The sequence below is a fragment of the Rhodanobacter geophilus genome, assembly GCF_040812275.1.
Classification (GTDB): Bacteria; Pseudomonadota; Gammaproteobacteria; order Xanthomonadales; family Rhodanobacteraceae; genus Rhodanobacter_A; species Rhodanobacter_A geophilus.
Window position 1 is genome coordinate 72,472 of sequence record NZ_JBFOHL010000005.1, and the last position, 14,246, is coordinate 86,717.

Genomic DNA, 14,246 nt, shown 5'->3' on the forward strand with positions numbered 1-14,246 from the left:
CAGCGCCGCCGCGCGTCCGCGTCAGTCGTCGTCGCTGCCCAGGTCGAGCAGGTGCGCGGGCAGGCCGGTGCGGGCGCCCCAGTAGTAGATGACGAGGCCAGCCAGGGCGACGGCCGCGGTATCCCAGGGATGGCCGATGATGCCGCGGCCACCGAAGGTGCCCAGCCAGGACAGTGCGATGAGCAGCGCGTAGTAGGCGATCAGCCACGACGACGAATACACCTCCTGGCGCAGCCTGGCGCGACCGGCGGCCGAGGGCAGCCTGCACAGCACGTAGACCGCGAACAGCACGATCTGCAGTCCCAGCAGCCACGACACCGTCTGCCAGCCCGACCAGTACACGATCAGCGTGGCGATCACGAACGAGGCCGGGCCGAGTACGCCGAAGCCGCGTACGCGGAACGGCCGCGGCAACTGCGGCGCGCTGCGGCGCAGTGCCGCCACGGTGATCGGCGCCACGGCGTAGCTCAGCACCAGGGCCGCCGAGACCACGCTGATCAGCGCCTCCCACGAAGGGAACGGCAAGGTCCAGAAGATCGACAACGCGAAGCTCAGCCAGAGCGCGGGGCGCGGAATGCCGGACTTGCCGTCGATGCGGGTGAACACCTTGAAGAACGAACCGCTGCGCGCCCAGCCGTAGACCACCCGGGGCGTGGCGTTCATGTAGATGTTGCCGGTGCCGCTGGGCGAGATCACCGCGTCGCAGACCACCAGCGCGGCCAGCCAGCCGATGCCCAGGGTCAGCGCGATGTCGTGGTAGGGCAGCGAAAACATCGTGCCAATGCCGCCCCAGCCCTGCGCCAGCAGGCGGGTGGGGATGCCGCCCAGGAAGGCGGCCTGCAGCAGCAGGTAGATCACGGTGGACAGCAGCACCGAGAGGATCAGCGCGATCGGGATCGTGCGTTGCGGATGGCGGACCTCGCTGGCGACCGAGATGATCGGCGTCAGCCCGAGGTAGGCGAAGATGATGCCGCCGGCGGAAACCGCCCCTTCCACGCCGCTGAAGCCGTTCGGGGCGAAGCCGTGCACGCTCATGTTCCGCGGCTGGAAGTGCGCCAGCAGCACGATGACCACCAGCAGCGGCACCACGAACTTGAAGATGCTGATGAGGTTGTTGGCCTTGGCGAAGGTCTTCACGCTGAAGTAGTTCAGCGCGAAGAACAGCGTCAGCAGCGCGAGCTGCACCAGCCAGCCCGGCACGGTGGGGTCGCCCGCCGCGTCGCGGCTCAGCGCGGGGAACCAGGCCGCGGCGTATTGGCGGCAGGCCACCGTCTCGATCGCGATCAGGCTGGAAAACGCGATCAGGGTGATGAAACCCATCAGCGAGCCCAGCAGCAGCCCGTGCGAATACTCCGGATAGCGCACCACGCCGCCGGCGCGGGGCAGCGCGGCGCCCAGCTCGCAGTAGACGATGCCGAGCAGCAGCACGGCCGCGCCGCCGATCAGCCAGGACAGCATGCCGGCGGGCCCGGCGATGGCCGCGACATGGCTGGCCGAGAACAGCCAGCCGGAACCGAAGATCGCGCCCAGGCCGATGAAGGTCAGGTCGGTGAGGCTGAGCTGGCGATGGAATTTTCCCGTCGATGGCATGCGGTGTGCTCAGGCGGCTTGGGAAGGATGATGCGGGCTTCGTCAGGGCGACTTGCAGTCGCAGTGCTTCTCGTCGGCGTAGGGGGACTTGCCGCCGCCGGCGATGAAGCGGTCGATGCGCGCGTCGAGTACCGGCAGCGGCACCGACCCGGTGGACAGCACCGCGTCATGGAAGGCGCGGATGTCGAACTTCGCGCCCAGCGCCTGCTTGGCACGCGCGCGGTCCTGGCGGATGGCCATCTCGCCCAGGTAGTAGGACAGCGCCTGCGCCGGCCACGCGATATAGCGGTCCACCTCGGTCTCGATCTCGTGGTCGGCCAGCGCGGTGTTCTCGCGCAGGTAGTCCTGCGCCTGCTTGCGCGTCCAGTGCAGGTGGTGGATGCCGGTGTCCACCACCAGCCGCGCCGCGCGCCAGGCCTGGTAGCTCAGGTAGCCGAACTGCTCGTAGGGCGTGTGGTAGATGCCCATTTCCTGGCCCAGGTATTCGCAGTACAGCGCCCAGCCCTCGCCGTAGGCGGAGATGTACGCATAGCGGCGGAAGTCCGGCAGGCCCTGCATCTCCGCCGCCAGCGGCATCTGCAGCGCGTGGCCGGGCGAGGATTCGTGCAGGGTCAGCGCGGGCAGCGAATACAGGGGGCGCGCGGGCAGGTTGTAGGTGTTGACCAGGTAGATGCCCGGGCCGCCGCGGCCGCCGGTATAGATCGGCGCCAGGTCGGCCGGCACCGGTTCGATCGCGAAGCGGCGGCGCGGCAGGCGGCCGATGTAGTCGCCGACCTTGCCGTCCACTTCCTTGGCGATCCAGGCGGCATCCTTCAGCAGCTCGTCGGGAGTTTTCGCATAGAAGCGCGGGTCGGTGCGCAGGAAATGCAGGAACTCGGCGAAGCTGCCCTTGAAGCCGGTCTGCCTGATCGTGTCCAGCATCTGCCGGTGGATGATCGCCATCTGCGCGAGGCCGAGCCGGTGGATGGCGTCCGGGCTCATGTCCAGCGTGGTGTATTCGCGGATCTGCGCCTGGTAGAAGGCCTTGCCGTCGGGCAGGTCCTCGGCGGCGATGCCGGTGCGTGCCTCGGGGATGTATTCGTCCTGCATGAAGCGGAGCAGCTTCGCGTAGGCGGGGATCACCGCATCCCTGATCGCCGCGAGTGCCTCGGCGCGCAGCCTGGCCTGCCCGGCGGCCGGGATGCTCGCCGGCATGTGCTTGAACGGGGTGTAGAAGAGATTGCTCTCGCCGGGCGCGTCGATCACTTCGCTGATCGACTGCGTGCGCCCCTGCAGCACCACTTTCGGCTGGCTGAAACCGCGCGCCAGGCCCAGCCGCATATTGTCGGTTTCCTCGCCGAAATAGCGCGGGATGTCGCGCAGCTTGCCGATGTAGTCCCGGTATTCCTGCGGCGTGGCGTAGGTCGCGCGGGCGGTGAAGCCCAGGTCGCTCCAGAAGCCCGAGTCGCTGTTGAACGGCATTTCCCAGGTGCGGAAATGCTGGTCGGCGAGCAGGGTTTCGATCTGGAAGCGGTAGACCGCGTAGTCGACCGCGCCTTCGCCGTGCAGCTCGGCCGGCTTGATCGCGTCGAGCTTCTTCAGCACGCCGGCCCAGTAGTGCTCGCGCATCGCCTGGGTGGCGGCATCGACCCTGGGCAGGTGGTCGGAAGGCGCGCCCTGGCTGTCCTCGTCGTCCAGGCCCCGGAACTGGTCCTGGCGCCACGTCCATTCCTGCGTGTAGATCGCGCGGAAGCGGGAGGCGGCATCGTCGGCACGCGCCTGCGCCGTCGTGGCGGCCAGGCAGACGGCGCATCCCAGGCTGGCGAACAGCTTGTTCATGAGCGGGAGGCCCCGGTGGCGATGGCGTGGCGTCGCGGGAGACGGCGCCTGCACCTGCGCGGGGTCGAGGCCGCCGATCTGCCGGGCCGGCATCATGCGGCCGGCGTCCGGGCATCGACATCGTCGACGCACCAGCGGCCGTCGATCTGCCGCGCCACGCCGCCGGGGTTGCGGTCGCGCAGTTCCGGCGGCAGTTGCGGGTCCGCCACGTGGTCGTAGCAGTGCAGTGCGGTGAAGCGCTGGATCGCCGCCGGCATGCCGACCGCGGTGAAGCCGGGGTGGCCGGTGCTGGGGTAGGGGCCGCCGTGGTTCATCGCCGGACTCACCGCCACGCCGGTGGGCATGCGGTTGCCGATCAGCCGGCCCACGCGCGGGCGCAGCGCGGCGGAGACCTGGGCCCAGGCGGCCGCATCGCTGCCGTCGGTGGCGCTGTACAGGGTGCCGGTGAGGTTGCCTTCGAGCGCGGCCGCCACCGCTGCCATCTGCGCGACATCGTCGGCGCGCAGCAGCAGGCCGACCGGGCCGAACGCCTCGGTCTGCAACACCTGCGGCGCGCGCAGGAAGCGCGCGGCATCCGCCTGCAGCAGGGCGGGCTGGTAGCGATGGCCCGGACCCGCCGCGTTGCCGCCGGTCAGCAGTTCGGCACCGGCCTCGCGCAGGATGTCCACGTTGCGCTGCAGGTGCTCCAGCACGCCGCGCGAGAACAGCACGCCCGCGGCGGCGGTGCTGAAATGCGCCGTGGCGGCGGCGACGAAGGCATCGCCGTCGGCATTGCGCGGCACCACCACCACGCCGGGATTGGTGCAGAACTGGCCGCTGCCCATCGTGCACGAGTTGAAGAATTCCTGCGCCAACGCGTCGCCGCGTTCGGCCAGGGCGCCGGGCAGCAGGAACACCGGGTTGACGCTGGACAGCTCCAGGTAGGCCGGCACGCCGGCCGCGTCGGCGGCGGCTTTCAGCGCCAGGCCGCCGGCGCGGCTGCCGGTGAAGCCGATCGCGCCCAGCCGCGGATCGCCGGCCAGTTTCAGGCCCAGCGCCGGATCGAACTGGTGGAGCATCTGCACCGCGGCTGCGGGCAGGCCGGCCTCGCGCAGCGCGGCATGGGCCAGCTGCGCCAGCCGCTCGCTGGTCGCCGGGTGCGAGGGATGCGCCTTCGCGATCACCGGATTGCGCGCCGCGATCGCCGAGGCGAAATCGCTGCCGGCGATCGCGTTGAAGGCGAACGGGAAGTTGTTCGGCCCGAACACCAGCACCGGCTTGTGCAGCGGTGCGCGGTGCGTGCGCAGGCCCGCCGCGGTGTCGATCACCGGCTGCGTCCAGCTGAAGTCGCGCACGGCGCGCGCGGCCTGGCGCAGCTGGTTGCTGGTGCGCGGCAGCTCCACCTTGGCCAGCCGGGTTTCCGCCGGCAACGCGGTCTCCGCGTGGGCCAGCGCGACCAGCGCTTCCGCGTCGCGCTCGATGCCGTCGGCGTAGGCGTCGAGGAAGGCGGCGATGCGTTCCGGCGGCGTCCGCGCGAGCTCGTCCGCCACCGCGACGGCGGCGGCGATGGCGGCTTCCACGTCGGCCGCGCCATTGACCGGGAACTCCGCGCCGATGGGGTTGCCGGTGGCCGGGTCCTCGGCGCGGAAGGTGGCGAGCAGTTCGCTGGCCGGTCGCCAGCTGCCCGCGATCAGCAGGGGTTGCGCGGCCATCTCAGAGCACCGGCGCATGGGCGATGGCGTGGTCGATCACGCGCAGGGCGGCATCGCGTTCGGCGCCATGCATCACCAGCCGCGGCGCGCGCACGCGTTCGCTGCCCAGGCCGACCTTCGCCTGCACCAGCTTGATCAGCTGCACGAACTTCGGCACGGTGTCCAGCCGCAGCAGCGGCAGGAACCAGGCATACAGCTCGGCCGCCGCGTCCGCGCCGCCGTCGCGCGCCAGCTCGAACAGCTTCACGGATTCCTTCGGATAGGCATTGACCAGGCCGGCGATCCAGCCGCGCGCGCCCATCGCCACGCCTTCGACGATCGCGTCGTCCATGCCCACCAGCAGTTCGAGGCGGTCGCCCAGCAACGCGCGCAGCGCGGCGAAGCGGCGCACGTCGCCGGAGGATTCCTTCACCGCCTGCACGTTCGGGAACTCGTGCGCGAGCTCGGCGATCTGCTCGGGCGTGAAGTCGGTCTTGTAGGCGATCGGGTTGTTGTAGAGCATGCACGGCAGGTCGGTCGCCGCGATCACCGCGCGCAGGTGCGCGCCCATCTCGCGCCAGTCGGTGGAATACACGTAGGGCGGCAGCACCATCAGGCCGGACGCGCCCAGCGCCCTGGCCTCGCGGGCGAGGCGCCGAGCCTCGTCGGTGGACAGCGCGGCGATGCCGGGGATCACCGGCGCGCGGCCGTCCAGCGCCTGCACCAGGGTGCGGATGATCGCCAGCTTTTCGTCGAACGTCAGCGTGGCCGCCTCGCCCAGCGAGCCCAGCGGCACGATGCCCTTGCAGCCGCTGTCGATCAGCGTGCGCGCATGCCTGGCGAGGAAGTCGTGATCGACCTGGCCGTCGGCGCCGAACGGCGTGGTGATGGCGGGAATCACGCCATGCCAGATGGATGCGTTGCTCATGGTCAGCTACCTCGTTATGCGTCGTCAGTAGAAAGGGTGGCATGCCCGGCCAGCGTGGCCAGCCGGGCGGGGAAGACGGGCGGGCGCGTGCCGCCGCGGGGAAAGCGGCCCAGTTCGGCGAGCGCCGTGCCGCAGATGCGGCCCTGGCAGGCGCCCATGCCGCAGCGCGTGGCGAGCCTGGCGGCGCGGGCGTCGTCGAAGCCGGCGAGCGCGCCGAGGCGCACATCTTCGCAGCGGCAGACCAGGGTCGCATCGTCGGCCAGCGTGCGCAGGCGCGGGTCGAGCGCGAAGTGCCGGGCCAGCAGCGCGCCGAAGCGTCGTTCGCGATCGCGTTGCGGCCTCAGGGTGTCGGCGGCCGCGGTATCGCCGCCCGCCATGTGGCCCGCCATCGCGCCTTCGATGCGGGCGACCGCCAGGCCGCCGATGCCGCAGGATTCGCCGGCCGCGTACACATTCGGCACGCTGGTGCGCAGCAGGGCATCGACCTGCACGCGCGGATGGGTATCCGCCTCGTCGAGGACGCAGCCGAGCAGCGCCGCCAGCTCGGTATCCGGCACCAGCCCGTAGCCTGCGGCGAGCAAGTCGCACTCGACGCGCTGCACGCCGCGGGGTGTCTCGATCGCCACGCCGCGCACGGCGCCGTCGCCGACGGCTTCGCGCACGAAGGAGCCGCAGCGGTACGGCACGCTTGCAAGGCGCAGGCGCAAGCCGGCGGCCTGCCAGGCACGGGCCGGCCACCGGTGCAGTTGCCGCGCGAAGGCGCGGACCGCGGCGGCGGGGGCCTGCTCGAAAATGCCCAGCACCTGCGCACCGTGCTTGCGCAAGGTATCCGCCGCCGCCAGCAACAGCGGTCCGCTGCCGGCGATCACGACGCGCTTGCCGGCCACGGGCCAGCCTTGCTTGGCGAGGGCCTGCAGGCCGCCGGCACCGGTCACGCCGGGCAGCGTCCAGCCGGAGAAAGGCAGCAGCAGTTCGCGCGCGCCGGTGGCCAGCACCAGCGCGCCGAACGACAGCAGGCGGGAACCGCGCGGCGTTTCCGCGCGCAGCGCCGGCGACTCCACCGCGACCACGCTGTGCCGCGCCAGCAGTTCGACGCCTTGCAGCGTGTCGATGGCCTGGCGCGCCACGCGCGACGCCGGAAGGCGCACGTCGTGCCGCCAGACCTGTCCCCCGGCCCGCGGTTGCGCGTCGAGCAGGCCCACGTGCGCGCCGTGCGACGCGGCGGCCTGCGCCGCCGCAAGGCCGGCCGGACCCGCGCCCGCCACGAGTACGTCGTAATGCTCACGCATCGGTGACCACCTGCATGCCTTCGCCGGCCGGTGTCATGCAGGCGCGCACGTGGGCCGCGCCATCCACCTGCACGCGGCACTCGAAACACACGCCCATGCCGCACAGCGGCGCGCGCGGCGCACCGTCCACCGCGCGGCGGAAATGCAGCGTGACGCGCGCCACCGCGGCGGCGACGCTGGCGCCGGCGGGCACTTCCACCGGATGGCCGTTCACGGTCAGTCGCACCACGGCGTTCATGCGGCCATCCTCTGCGGCGAGTAGGGCGCGGGATCGATGGCGGGCCGGCGGCCCTGGATCAGGTCGATCATCAGCCCCGCGCTGCCCAGCGCGGTGGTGACGCCCAGGCCTTCGTGGCCGGCGGCCACCCACTGGTCGACGGCGTCGGGCACGGCGCCGAGGTAGGGGCGTCCATCCGGCGTGGTGGGGCGGAAGCCGGTCCAGATGCGCAGCGCCTGCAATTCGCGCAGGCGCGGCACGAAGGCGAAGCTGCGTTCGAGCATGCGCTGCACCATCGATGGCGAGACGCCGGCGTCGCTGGCGTGGAACTCGCGCGAGGAGCCGATCAGGATCTGGCCGGTCGGCCGCGGCTGCACGTTGAACGCCACGCTGCTGTCCGCGTCGCCGTGGGCGCTGTCGGCATAGCCCAGTTCCAGCAACTGGTGGCGGATGAGGCCGGGATAGCGGTCGGTGATGACGAGGTGCCCCTTGCGCGCGCGCATCGGCAGCATCGGCAGCAGGTCGGGCAACGCGCAGCCCGTGGCGACCAGCACGGGGCCGTGCAGGCGCGTGCCGTCGTCGAGCAGCACGCCGCCCCGTTGCAGCGATTGGGCCCGGCGGCCGGCATGAAGCCGGGCGCCGCGCGATTGCGCGCGCCGCACCAGGTGGCCGGCGACGCGCGGCGGATACACCACCGCCTCGCGCGGCACCAGCATGCCGCCCGCCAGTCCCGGCACCAGGGCGGGCTCCAGTTCGTACAGCGTGGCCGCGTCGATCAGCCGGGCGTCGATGCCTGCGACGCCAAGGCGGGCGATGCGCCGGCCGGCGGCGGCAAGCTCGTTGTCGTTGCGCGCCACCCACAGCGTGCCGCAGCGGCTGAATTCGGCTTCCTTCAGGTCGGCGAACGCTTCCCACAGGCGCAGCGAGTAGTGCGCCAGCGCGAGTTCGGCCGGATCGTCGTCCATCGCCACGAGATGGCCCATGGCCGCCGCCGTGGCGCCGCCGCCGATCGGGCCGGGCTCCACGATGGCCACGCGCATGCCCTCCGCGCTGGCGGCATCGGCGCAGCTGGCGCCGACGATGCCGGCACCGACGACGATCAGGTCGAACGTGGCGGCGCCGCCATTCATTCCGCGCCGCTGCCCCAGGCGAAGGCGTCCGCCTCGTCGAACAGCAGCGTGCTGCGCGCCACCACGAAGGCGGTGCCGGTGATCTGCGGACGCACGCCGTGCCCGCCGTGCGTGTAGCGGCCTTCGAACACGCTGCCCAGGATGCCTTCCTGCCTCCAGGTCTCGCCCGGCGCCAGCTTGCCGTCGGCGGCGAGGCAGGCCAGCTTGGCGCTGGTGCCGGTGCCGCAGGGCGAGCGGTCGTAGGCCAGGCCGGGGCACAGCACGAAGTTCCGGCCGTGCAGGCCTTCGACCGGCGATCCGGTGTTGACCTCGATGTGGTCGATCTCGCCGCCTTCCGCGCCGGTGATGCCGTTCGCCTCCAGCGCGTGGCGCACCGCCTCGGTGTAGGTGGTGAGCGCGCGCTGGTGGCGGATCTCCAGCGGCAGCGGCGTGTCGCGGGTGATGAAGAACCAGTTGCCGCCCCAGGCGACGTCGCCGGTGACGCGGCCGTAATCCGGCACGTCGACGCCGACGCCCGCGGCGTGGCGGTAGCTTTCCACGTTGTCGATGGTGACGCGGCCGTCCTCGTGCAGCTCCGCGCCCACGGTGCCCACCGGCGTGTCGATGCGGTGCCGGCCGGGGCCGATGCGGCCCAGGTGCTGCAGCGTGCGCACCACGCCGATGGTGCCGTGGCCGCACATGCCGAGGTAGCCGACGTTGTTGAAGAAGATCACCCCGGTGCAGGCGTCCGTACTTTGCGGCGGCACCAGCAGGGCGCCGACCACGGTGCTGGAACCGCGCGGCTCGCAGGCGATCGCGCTGCGCCAGCGGTCGAAGTCGCGGCGGAAGCGTTCGCGCTGTTCCAGCAGCGAGCCGTTGCCCAGGCCGGGGAAACCGCCGATGACGACACGGGTGGGTTCGCCGCCGGTATGCGAGTCGATCACATCTATCGTAGTCATGCCCTATGCTCGCCCCGCCGCCACCGGACGTCTATGGACACTTGTGGTTCGCGGATGCGGAAATCTGCATACTCCGACCGCGCGCCGGAGCCGGCGACGCACCCGTCCCGGGCATCCGCCGGAGCTGCGCGATGGAAATGAAAATCTCGGCGAACGAACTGGAGGCGCTGTTCGATGCGCTGCCCGACGTGGTGTTCTTCGTGAAGGACACCACGGGTCGCTACACGCACGCCAACCTCACCCTGGTGCGCAGGCTCGGCCTCAAGCGCCGGAAGGACGTGATCGGCCGCAGCGTGACCGAGCTGTTCCCCGCGACCATGGGCGGCTCGTATGCGTCGCAGGACCGGCGCGTGTTGGACGGCGAGGTGATCGAGAACCAGCTCGAGGTGCACATCTTCGCGAACCGTGCGCCGGGCTGGTGCCTGACCTGCAAGCGCCCCCTGCGCCACGGCGACGAGGTCTGCGGGGTGGTCGGCATCTCGCGCGACCTGGGGCAGCCGGACGGCCGCCATCCGACCTACCTGCGCCTGCGCCGCGTGCTGGCCCACCTGCAGGAGCACTACGCGGAAAGCATCCGCGTGGCGACGCTGGCACAGCTGGCCGAGCTCTCGGTGGCGCAGCTCGAACGGCACTTCCGCCGGGTATTCCAGCTCACGCCGCAGCAGGTGCTGACCAAGCTGCGCATCGAGGCGGCGATGCGGCTGCTGCAGGGCGGCGACAGCGTGGCGGCGATCGGGCTGGCCTGCGGCTTCGGCGACCAGAGCTCGTTCGCGCGCCAGTTCAAGGCCACGGTGGGCATGTCGCCGCGCGACTACCGGAACATGATCGCGGCGGCGTGAGCGGGTCGCTTCCCGGGGCCCGTGCCGGCGGGACGCCGGCGCATCGCGATCACTCGCCGAGCTGCGCCAGCAGCGCCGCGACCTGCTCGTGGGTGACCGCGCGCAGCAGGCGGGTGGCGTGGCCGCGCAACGCGGCGTGGTCGAGCGTGGCGAGGCGGTCGCGCACCTGCAGCAGCTGGCCGGGGTGCATGCTGAATTCATTGAGGCCGAGCGCGAGCAGCATCGCGGTGAAGTTGACGTCGCCGCCGATCTCGCCGCACAGGCTCACCGGTTTCTTCGCGCGGCGGCCCGAACTGATCACGTGCGAGAGCAGGCGCAGCATGGCCGGTTGCAGCGGGGTGTAGATGTTGTCCAGCGCATCGTTGCCGCGGTCGGCGGCGAGCACGTACTGGGCGAGGTCGTTGGTGCCGATCGCGAGGAAGTCGGCGTGTTCGAGCAGGGCGCGCACATTGATCGCGGCGGCGGGGACCTCGATCATCGCGCCCAGCGGCAGTTTCTCGGGCAGGTCGATGCTCTCGCGCTTCAGGTCCTGCCGCGCCAGCTTGAACAGCGTGCGCACCGCGATCAGCTCGTCCGGCTGGGTCACCATCGGCACCAGCACGCGCACCGGGCCGTAGCAGGCGGCGCGCAGGATCGCGCGGATCTGCGTGGTGAACACCGCCGGATAGCGCAGCGACAGGCGCACGCCGCGCACGCCCAGCGCGGGGTTGTCCTCGCCGCGCAGCACCAGGCCGGCGGCGTCGGCCTTGTCGGCGCCGAGGTCGAGCGTGCGGATGGTGACGGGCAGGCCGCCCATGCCCAGCACCAGGTCGCGGTAGGCGATGAACTGTTCGTCTTCGGACGGCAGGCCCTTGTGCCGCAGGAACAGGAACTCGGTGCGGTACAGGCCCACGCCGTCGGCGCCGCGGGCACGCGCCAGCGCCACGTCGGCGGGGGTCTCCGCGTTCGCCAGCAGGCGGATATCCACGCCGTCGCGGGTGCGCGTGGCGGCGTTCGCCAGCGTGGCGAGGCGGCGTCCCTCGGCGGCTGCCTCGCGCTGCCACGCGCGGTAGCGGGCGAGGTCCTGCGCGGTGGGATGCACGATCGCCTCGCCGCGCTCGGCGTCGAGCAGGATCAGGTCGTCGTCGTGCAGCAGCGACAGCGCGTCGCGCGCACCGACCAGCATCGGCAGGCCTAGGCTGCGGGCGAGGATCGCGCTGTGCGAGTACGCGCTGCCGGAGCTGGTGACCACGCCGAGCAGGCCGTTGCCGGCGAGCTGGGCCATGTCGGCGGGTGCGATGGTGTCGGCGACCAGGATCTCGCCCACGCGCGCGGCCAGCTTGCGTTCCTCGACGCTGGTCTGGCGCTGCAGCGCGGAGACCACGCGGGCGATCACCTGGTCGATGTCTTCCCTGCGGCTGCGCAGGTAGGGATCGTCCATCGCCTCGAACACCGCGGCCAGCCTGTCGCGCTGTTTCTTCAGCGCGGCGCCGGCGCGGTAGTGGCCGATCTTCACGAGGTCGTCGAGGCCGCGCAGCAGCTCGGCGTCGTCCAGCAGCAGGCTGTGCGCGTCGATGAACTCGTTGACCTCGCGCGCCAGCGCGCCGTGCAGCTTGCCGCGCAGCTCGCGCAGCTCCTGCCGCGCGGTGTCCAGCGCCCGGTGCAGGTGTTCGAGTTCGCCCTCGACTTCGTCCTCGGCCAGCGGCCGGGTATCCACCGCGTAGCGGCTGGGCTGCACCAGCCGCGCACGACCCAATGCCATGCCGCGCGACGCCTGGGTGCCGGGCAGGAGGTGTCTCATGCGGCGGCGCCCCGGAACGGGGAGCGGCGAACCGGGAGCGGGAAATGTGCGGCTGACGCCGGGCGCCGCGTCGGGGTCGGACCAGCGGGGCAGGCGCGAACCCGGGCCATGCCCGATGCGCACAGGTTCCCCGTTCCCCGTTCCCCGTTCCCCGCCTTCATCTCAAGCCCCCTCGTCGAACTTGCGCTCGAACAGCGCCACCACCGCATCCAGCGCCGCCTGTTCGTCCGGGCCATCGGTGCGCACGGTCAGCGGCGTGCCGATGCCGGCGGCGAGCATCATCACGCCCATGATGCTTTGCGCATTCACCTCGCGACCCTTGCTGATCAGCCACACGGTGGATTTGAAACCCTGCACCAGCTGCACCAGTTTCGCCGAGGCGCGGGCGTGCAGGCCCAACTTGTTGGAAACGACGATTTCTTGTTCAAGCATTGGGGCGCACTGACCTGTTCAGCATGGGCGGCATGAAACCTGGAAGGCCCGCAGGCCGCGATGCGCGCCTTGCCAAGGCGGCCAGCCTTGGCCGCGACACGCCCCGCACCCTGCGGGCCTTCCAGGTTTCACCCTGACATTTGGCATTGAATGCGAGGGCCGATTCTGCCTGCCCGCAGCTTTGCGTCGCACCTCCTCGATAGGCAGCCAGCCTACCTTCGTCGGTTCGGCGCAAATCTGCGGGCAGGCAGAGTCGGTGACGCCCATGCTGAACAGGTCAGTGCGCCCCATCAATGAAAATTCCCCCGCGGCCGCCGCTTGCCGCGATCTCGGCCAGTTCGTCCAGCGGTTTTTCCGCGTAGTTGAGCACGCGCAGCAGCATCGGCAGGTTGAGGCCGGAGACGCAGCGCAGGCGCACGCCCAGCGAGCCCAGCGACAGCCCGATGTTGCACGGCGTGGCGCCGTAGAGGTCGGCCAGCACCAGCACGCCTTCGCCCTGGTCGAGCGCGCGCGCATGGCGGGCGGTGAGCGTGCGCATCACGTCGGGGTCGGCCTGCGGCGGCACTTCCACCGCCTCCACCCGCAGCGGCAGCTTCGGCATCACGTGGTGCGCGGCGGAGATCAGCGCCTGGCCGACCGCCTCGTGGGTCATCAGCATCACGCCCACGCTCATGGCCGTGTCCCCGCCCGCCTGCATGCAATGGCCATGGCGTCAGTCCAGCTCGCGGTGGAAGGTAAGCACGCTCTCGCGCGTTTCGCGGTAGTGCGCGGCGAGCTGCTCGACCAGGTAGACCGAGCGATGCCGGCCGCCGGTGCAGCCGATCGCGACGGTGACGTAGCTGCGGTCGTCCTGTTCGAAGCGCGGCAGCCAGGCGTCGAGCCAGCGCGTGGTGTCGGCCAGGTATTCGGCGACCAGCGGCTCGCTGTCCAGGTATTCGCGCACCGGCGCGTCTTTGCCGGAGAGCGGGCGCAGCCGCGGTTGCCAGTGCGGGTTGGGCAGGCAGCGCGCGTCGAACACGAAATCCGAGTCCAGCGGCAGGCCGCGCTTGAACGCGAAGGACTGGAACATCAGCGTCATGCCTTCGGTGGCCTGCGCGTAGCCGGTGGCGACCAGCCGGCGCAGCTGGTGCACGTTGAGCTCGCTGGAGTCGATCACCTTCTCGGCGATCGCCATCAGCGGGCGCAGCAGGTGGCGTTCCTCGGCGATCGCGTCGGCCAGCGACATGCCGCGCGTGGCCAGCGGGTGGCGGCGGCGGGTTTCCGAATAGCGCTTGACCAGCACCTCGTCGCGGCAGTCGAGGAAGATCAGGTGCAGTTGCACGCCGGTGGCGGCCAGCGCGGAGAGCACCTCGGGCAGGTGCTCGAAGTCGGCGCCGCGGTTGCGCACGTCCACGCCCACCGCGATGCGCCGGCGCCGGCCGGCGCCATGGCTCACCGCGTCCACCAGCTGCGGCAGCAGCGAGGGCGGCAGGTTGTCGACGCAATAGAAGTCCAGGTCTTCCAGCGCGCGCAGCGCCACCGTCTTGCCACCGCCGGACACGCCGGTGAGCACGATCAGATGGGTCTCGTGCGGGTTGGTGAACGGGCTGGTCTGCGGGATTTCGTCGTTCATGGG

13 protein-coding genes are annotated in these 14,246 nt (G+C 71.3%); 1 reads left to right on the plus strand and 12 read right to left on the minus strand.

Annotated elements, in window-relative coordinates; translation table 11 throughout:
• Window positions 1-21 precede the first annotated feature (21 nt).
• The 8 genes from ABQJ56_RS06940 to ABQJ56_RS06975 all read right to left on the minus strand — a co-directional run bounded on the left by ABQJ56_RS06940 (window position 22) and on the right by ABQJ56_RS06975 (window position 9,580).
• Window positions 22-1,590 (minus strand): APC family permease, encoded by a 1,569-nt coding sequence (locus ABQJ56_RS06940; RefSeq protein WP_367844270.1) that lies wholly within the window; start codon window positions 1,588-1,590, stop codon window positions 22-24.
• Between the two features lie 42 nt (window positions 1,591-1,632).
• Complete coding sequence (locus ABQJ56_RS06945; protein WP_367844271.1) at window positions 1,633-3,408, minus strand: DUF885 domain-containing protein; 1,776 nt, start codon at window positions 3,406-3,408, stop codon at window positions 1,633-1,635.
• A gap of 92 nt (window positions 3,409-3,500) precedes the next feature.
• Window positions 3,501-5,099 (minus strand): aldehyde dehydrogenase family protein, encoded by a 1,599-nt coding sequence (locus ABQJ56_RS06950; protein ID WP_367844272.1) that lies wholly within the window; start codon window positions 5,097-5,099, stop codon window positions 3,501-3,503.
• Window position 5,100: 1 nt separating this feature from the next.
• Window positions 5,101-6,006 carry a dihydrodipicolinate synthase family protein gene (locus tag ABQJ56_RS06955; RefSeq protein ID WP_367844273.1) on the minus strand — a complete coding sequence of 302 codons (906 nt, stop codon included), beginning with the start codon at window positions 6,004-6,006 and terminating at the stop codon, window positions 5,101-5,103.
• A 14-nt stretch (window positions 6,007-6,020) separates the two neighbouring features.
• A complete protein-coding gene (locus tag ABQJ56_RS06960; RefSeq protein WP_367844274.1) occupies window positions 6,021-7,295 on the minus strand; it encodes an FAD-dependent oxidoreductase in 1,275 nt (424 codons plus the stop codon).
• Window positions 7,288-7,533, minus strand: coding sequence for a 2Fe-2S iron-sulfur cluster-binding protein (locus ABQJ56_RS06965; RefSeq protein WP_367844275.1), 246 nt, complete (start codon window positions 7,531-7,533; stop codon window positions 7,288-7,290). The genes ABQJ56_RS06960 and ABQJ56_RS06965 overlap by 8 nt, the downstream gene beginning before the upstream one ends.
• On the minus strand, window positions 7,530-8,642 hold the full coding sequence (locus tag ABQJ56_RS06970) for an NAD(P)/FAD-dependent oxidoreductase (protein ID WP_367844276.1): 1,113 nt from the start codon (window positions 8,640-8,642) through the stop codon (window positions 7,530-7,532). Before ABQJ56_RS06970 ends, ABQJ56_RS06965 begins: the two co-directional genes overlap by 4 nt.
• A complete protein-coding gene (locus ABQJ56_RS06975; protein ID WP_367844277.1) occupies window positions 8,639-9,580 on the minus strand; it encodes a proline racemase family protein in 942 nt (313 codons plus the stop codon). The genes ABQJ56_RS06970 and ABQJ56_RS06975 overlap by 4 nt, the downstream gene beginning before the upstream one ends.
• Window positions 9,581-9,711: 131 nt before the next feature.
• Here ABQJ56_RS06975 and ABQJ56_RS06980 point away from each other — a divergent pair, with 131 nt between their 5' ends.
• Window positions 9,712-10,419: an AraC family transcriptional regulator gene (locus ABQJ56_RS06980; protein ID WP_367844279.1), complete on the plus strand. Its 708-nt coding sequence runs from the start codon at window positions 9,712-9,714 to the stop codon at window positions 10,417-10,419.
• A gap of 49 nt (window positions 10,420-10,468) precedes the next feature.
• On the opposite strand, the gene ptsP is transcribed toward ABQJ56_RS06980, so the two are convergent.
• The 4 genes from ptsP to rapZ all read right to left on the minus strand — a co-directional run bounded on the left by ptsP (window position 10,469) and on the right by rapZ (window position 14,243).
• Window positions 10,469-12,199: a phosphoenolpyruvate--protein phosphotransferase gene (gene ptsP / locus ABQJ56_RS06985; protein ID WP_367844280.1), complete on the minus strand. Its 1,731-nt coding sequence runs from the start codon at window positions 12,197-12,199 to the stop codon at window positions 10,469-10,471.
• A gap of 162 nt (window positions 12,200-12,361) precedes the next feature.
• Window positions 12,362-12,631, minus strand: a complete 270-nt coding sequence (locus ABQJ56_RS06990; protein WP_367844281.1) for an HPr family phosphocarrier protein — start codon at window positions 12,629-12,631, stop codon at window positions 12,362-12,364.
• Between the two features lie 277 nt (window positions 12,632-12,908).
• Window positions 12,909-13,304, minus strand: coding sequence for a PTS sugar transporter subunit IIA (locus ABQJ56_RS06995; RefSeq protein WP_367844282.1), 396 nt, complete (start codon window positions 13,302-13,304; stop codon window positions 12,909-12,911).
• A 39-nt stretch (window positions 13,305-13,343) separates the two neighbouring features.
• Entirely contained in the window at window positions 13,344-14,243 is a 900-nt protein-coding gene (rapZ, locus tag ABQJ56_RS07000) for an RNase adapter RapZ (protein WP_367844283.1), read from the minus strand.
• Window positions 14,244-14,246: the final 3 nt, after the last annotated feature.

Coding starts and splice junctions, on each gene's coding strand:
- ABQJ56_RS06965 (WP_367844275.1), bottom strand. CDS start 7,533: ATGAACGCCGTGGTGCGACTGACCGTGAACGGCCATCCGGTGGAAGTG.
- ABQJ56_RS06960 (WP_367844274.1), bottom strand. CDS start 7,295: ATGCGTGAGCATTACGACGTACTCGTGGCGGGCGCGGGTCCGGCCGGC.
- ptsP (WP_367844280.1), bottom strand. CDS start 12,199: ATGAGACACCTCCTGCCCGGCACCCAGGCGTCGCGCGGCATGGCATTG.
- ABQJ56_RS06990 (WP_367844281.1), bottom strand. CDS start 12,631: ATGCTTGAACAAGAAATCGTCGTTTCCAACAAGTTGGGCCTGCACGCC.
- ABQJ56_RS06950 (WP_367844272.1), bottom strand. CDS start 5,099: ATGGCCGCGCAACCCCTGCTGATCGCGGGCAGCTGGCGACCGGCCAGC.
- ABQJ56_RS06955 (WP_367844273.1), bottom strand. CDS start 6,006: ATGAGCAACGCATCCATCTGGCATGGCGTGATTCCCGCCATCACCACG.
- ABQJ56_RS06940 (WP_367844270.1), bottom strand. CDS start 1,590: ATGCCATCGACGGGAAAATTCCATCGCCAGCTCAGCCTCACCGACCTG.
- ABQJ56_RS06975 (WP_367844277.1), bottom strand. CDS start 9,580: ATGACTACGATAGATGTGATCGACTCGCATACCGGCGGCGAACCCACC.
- ABQJ56_RS06970 (WP_367844276.1), bottom strand. CDS start 8,642: ATGAATGGCGGCGCCGCCACGTTCGACCTGATCGTCGTCGGTGCCGGC.
- rapZ (WP_367844283.1), bottom strand. CDS start 14,243: ATGAACGACGAAATCCCGCAGACCAGCCCGTTCACCAACCCGCACGAG.
- ABQJ56_RS06995 (WP_367844282.1), bottom strand. CDS start 13,304: ATGAGCGTGGGCGTGATGCTGATGACCCACGAGGCGGTCGGCCAGGCG.
- ABQJ56_RS06945 (WP_367844271.1), bottom strand. CDS start 3,408: ATGAACAAGCTGTTCGCCAGCCTGGGATGCGCCGTCTGCCTGGCCGCC.
- ABQJ56_RS06980 (WP_367844279.1), top strand. CDS start 9,712: ATGGAAATGAAAATCTCGGCGAACGAACTGGAGGCGCTGTTCGATGCG.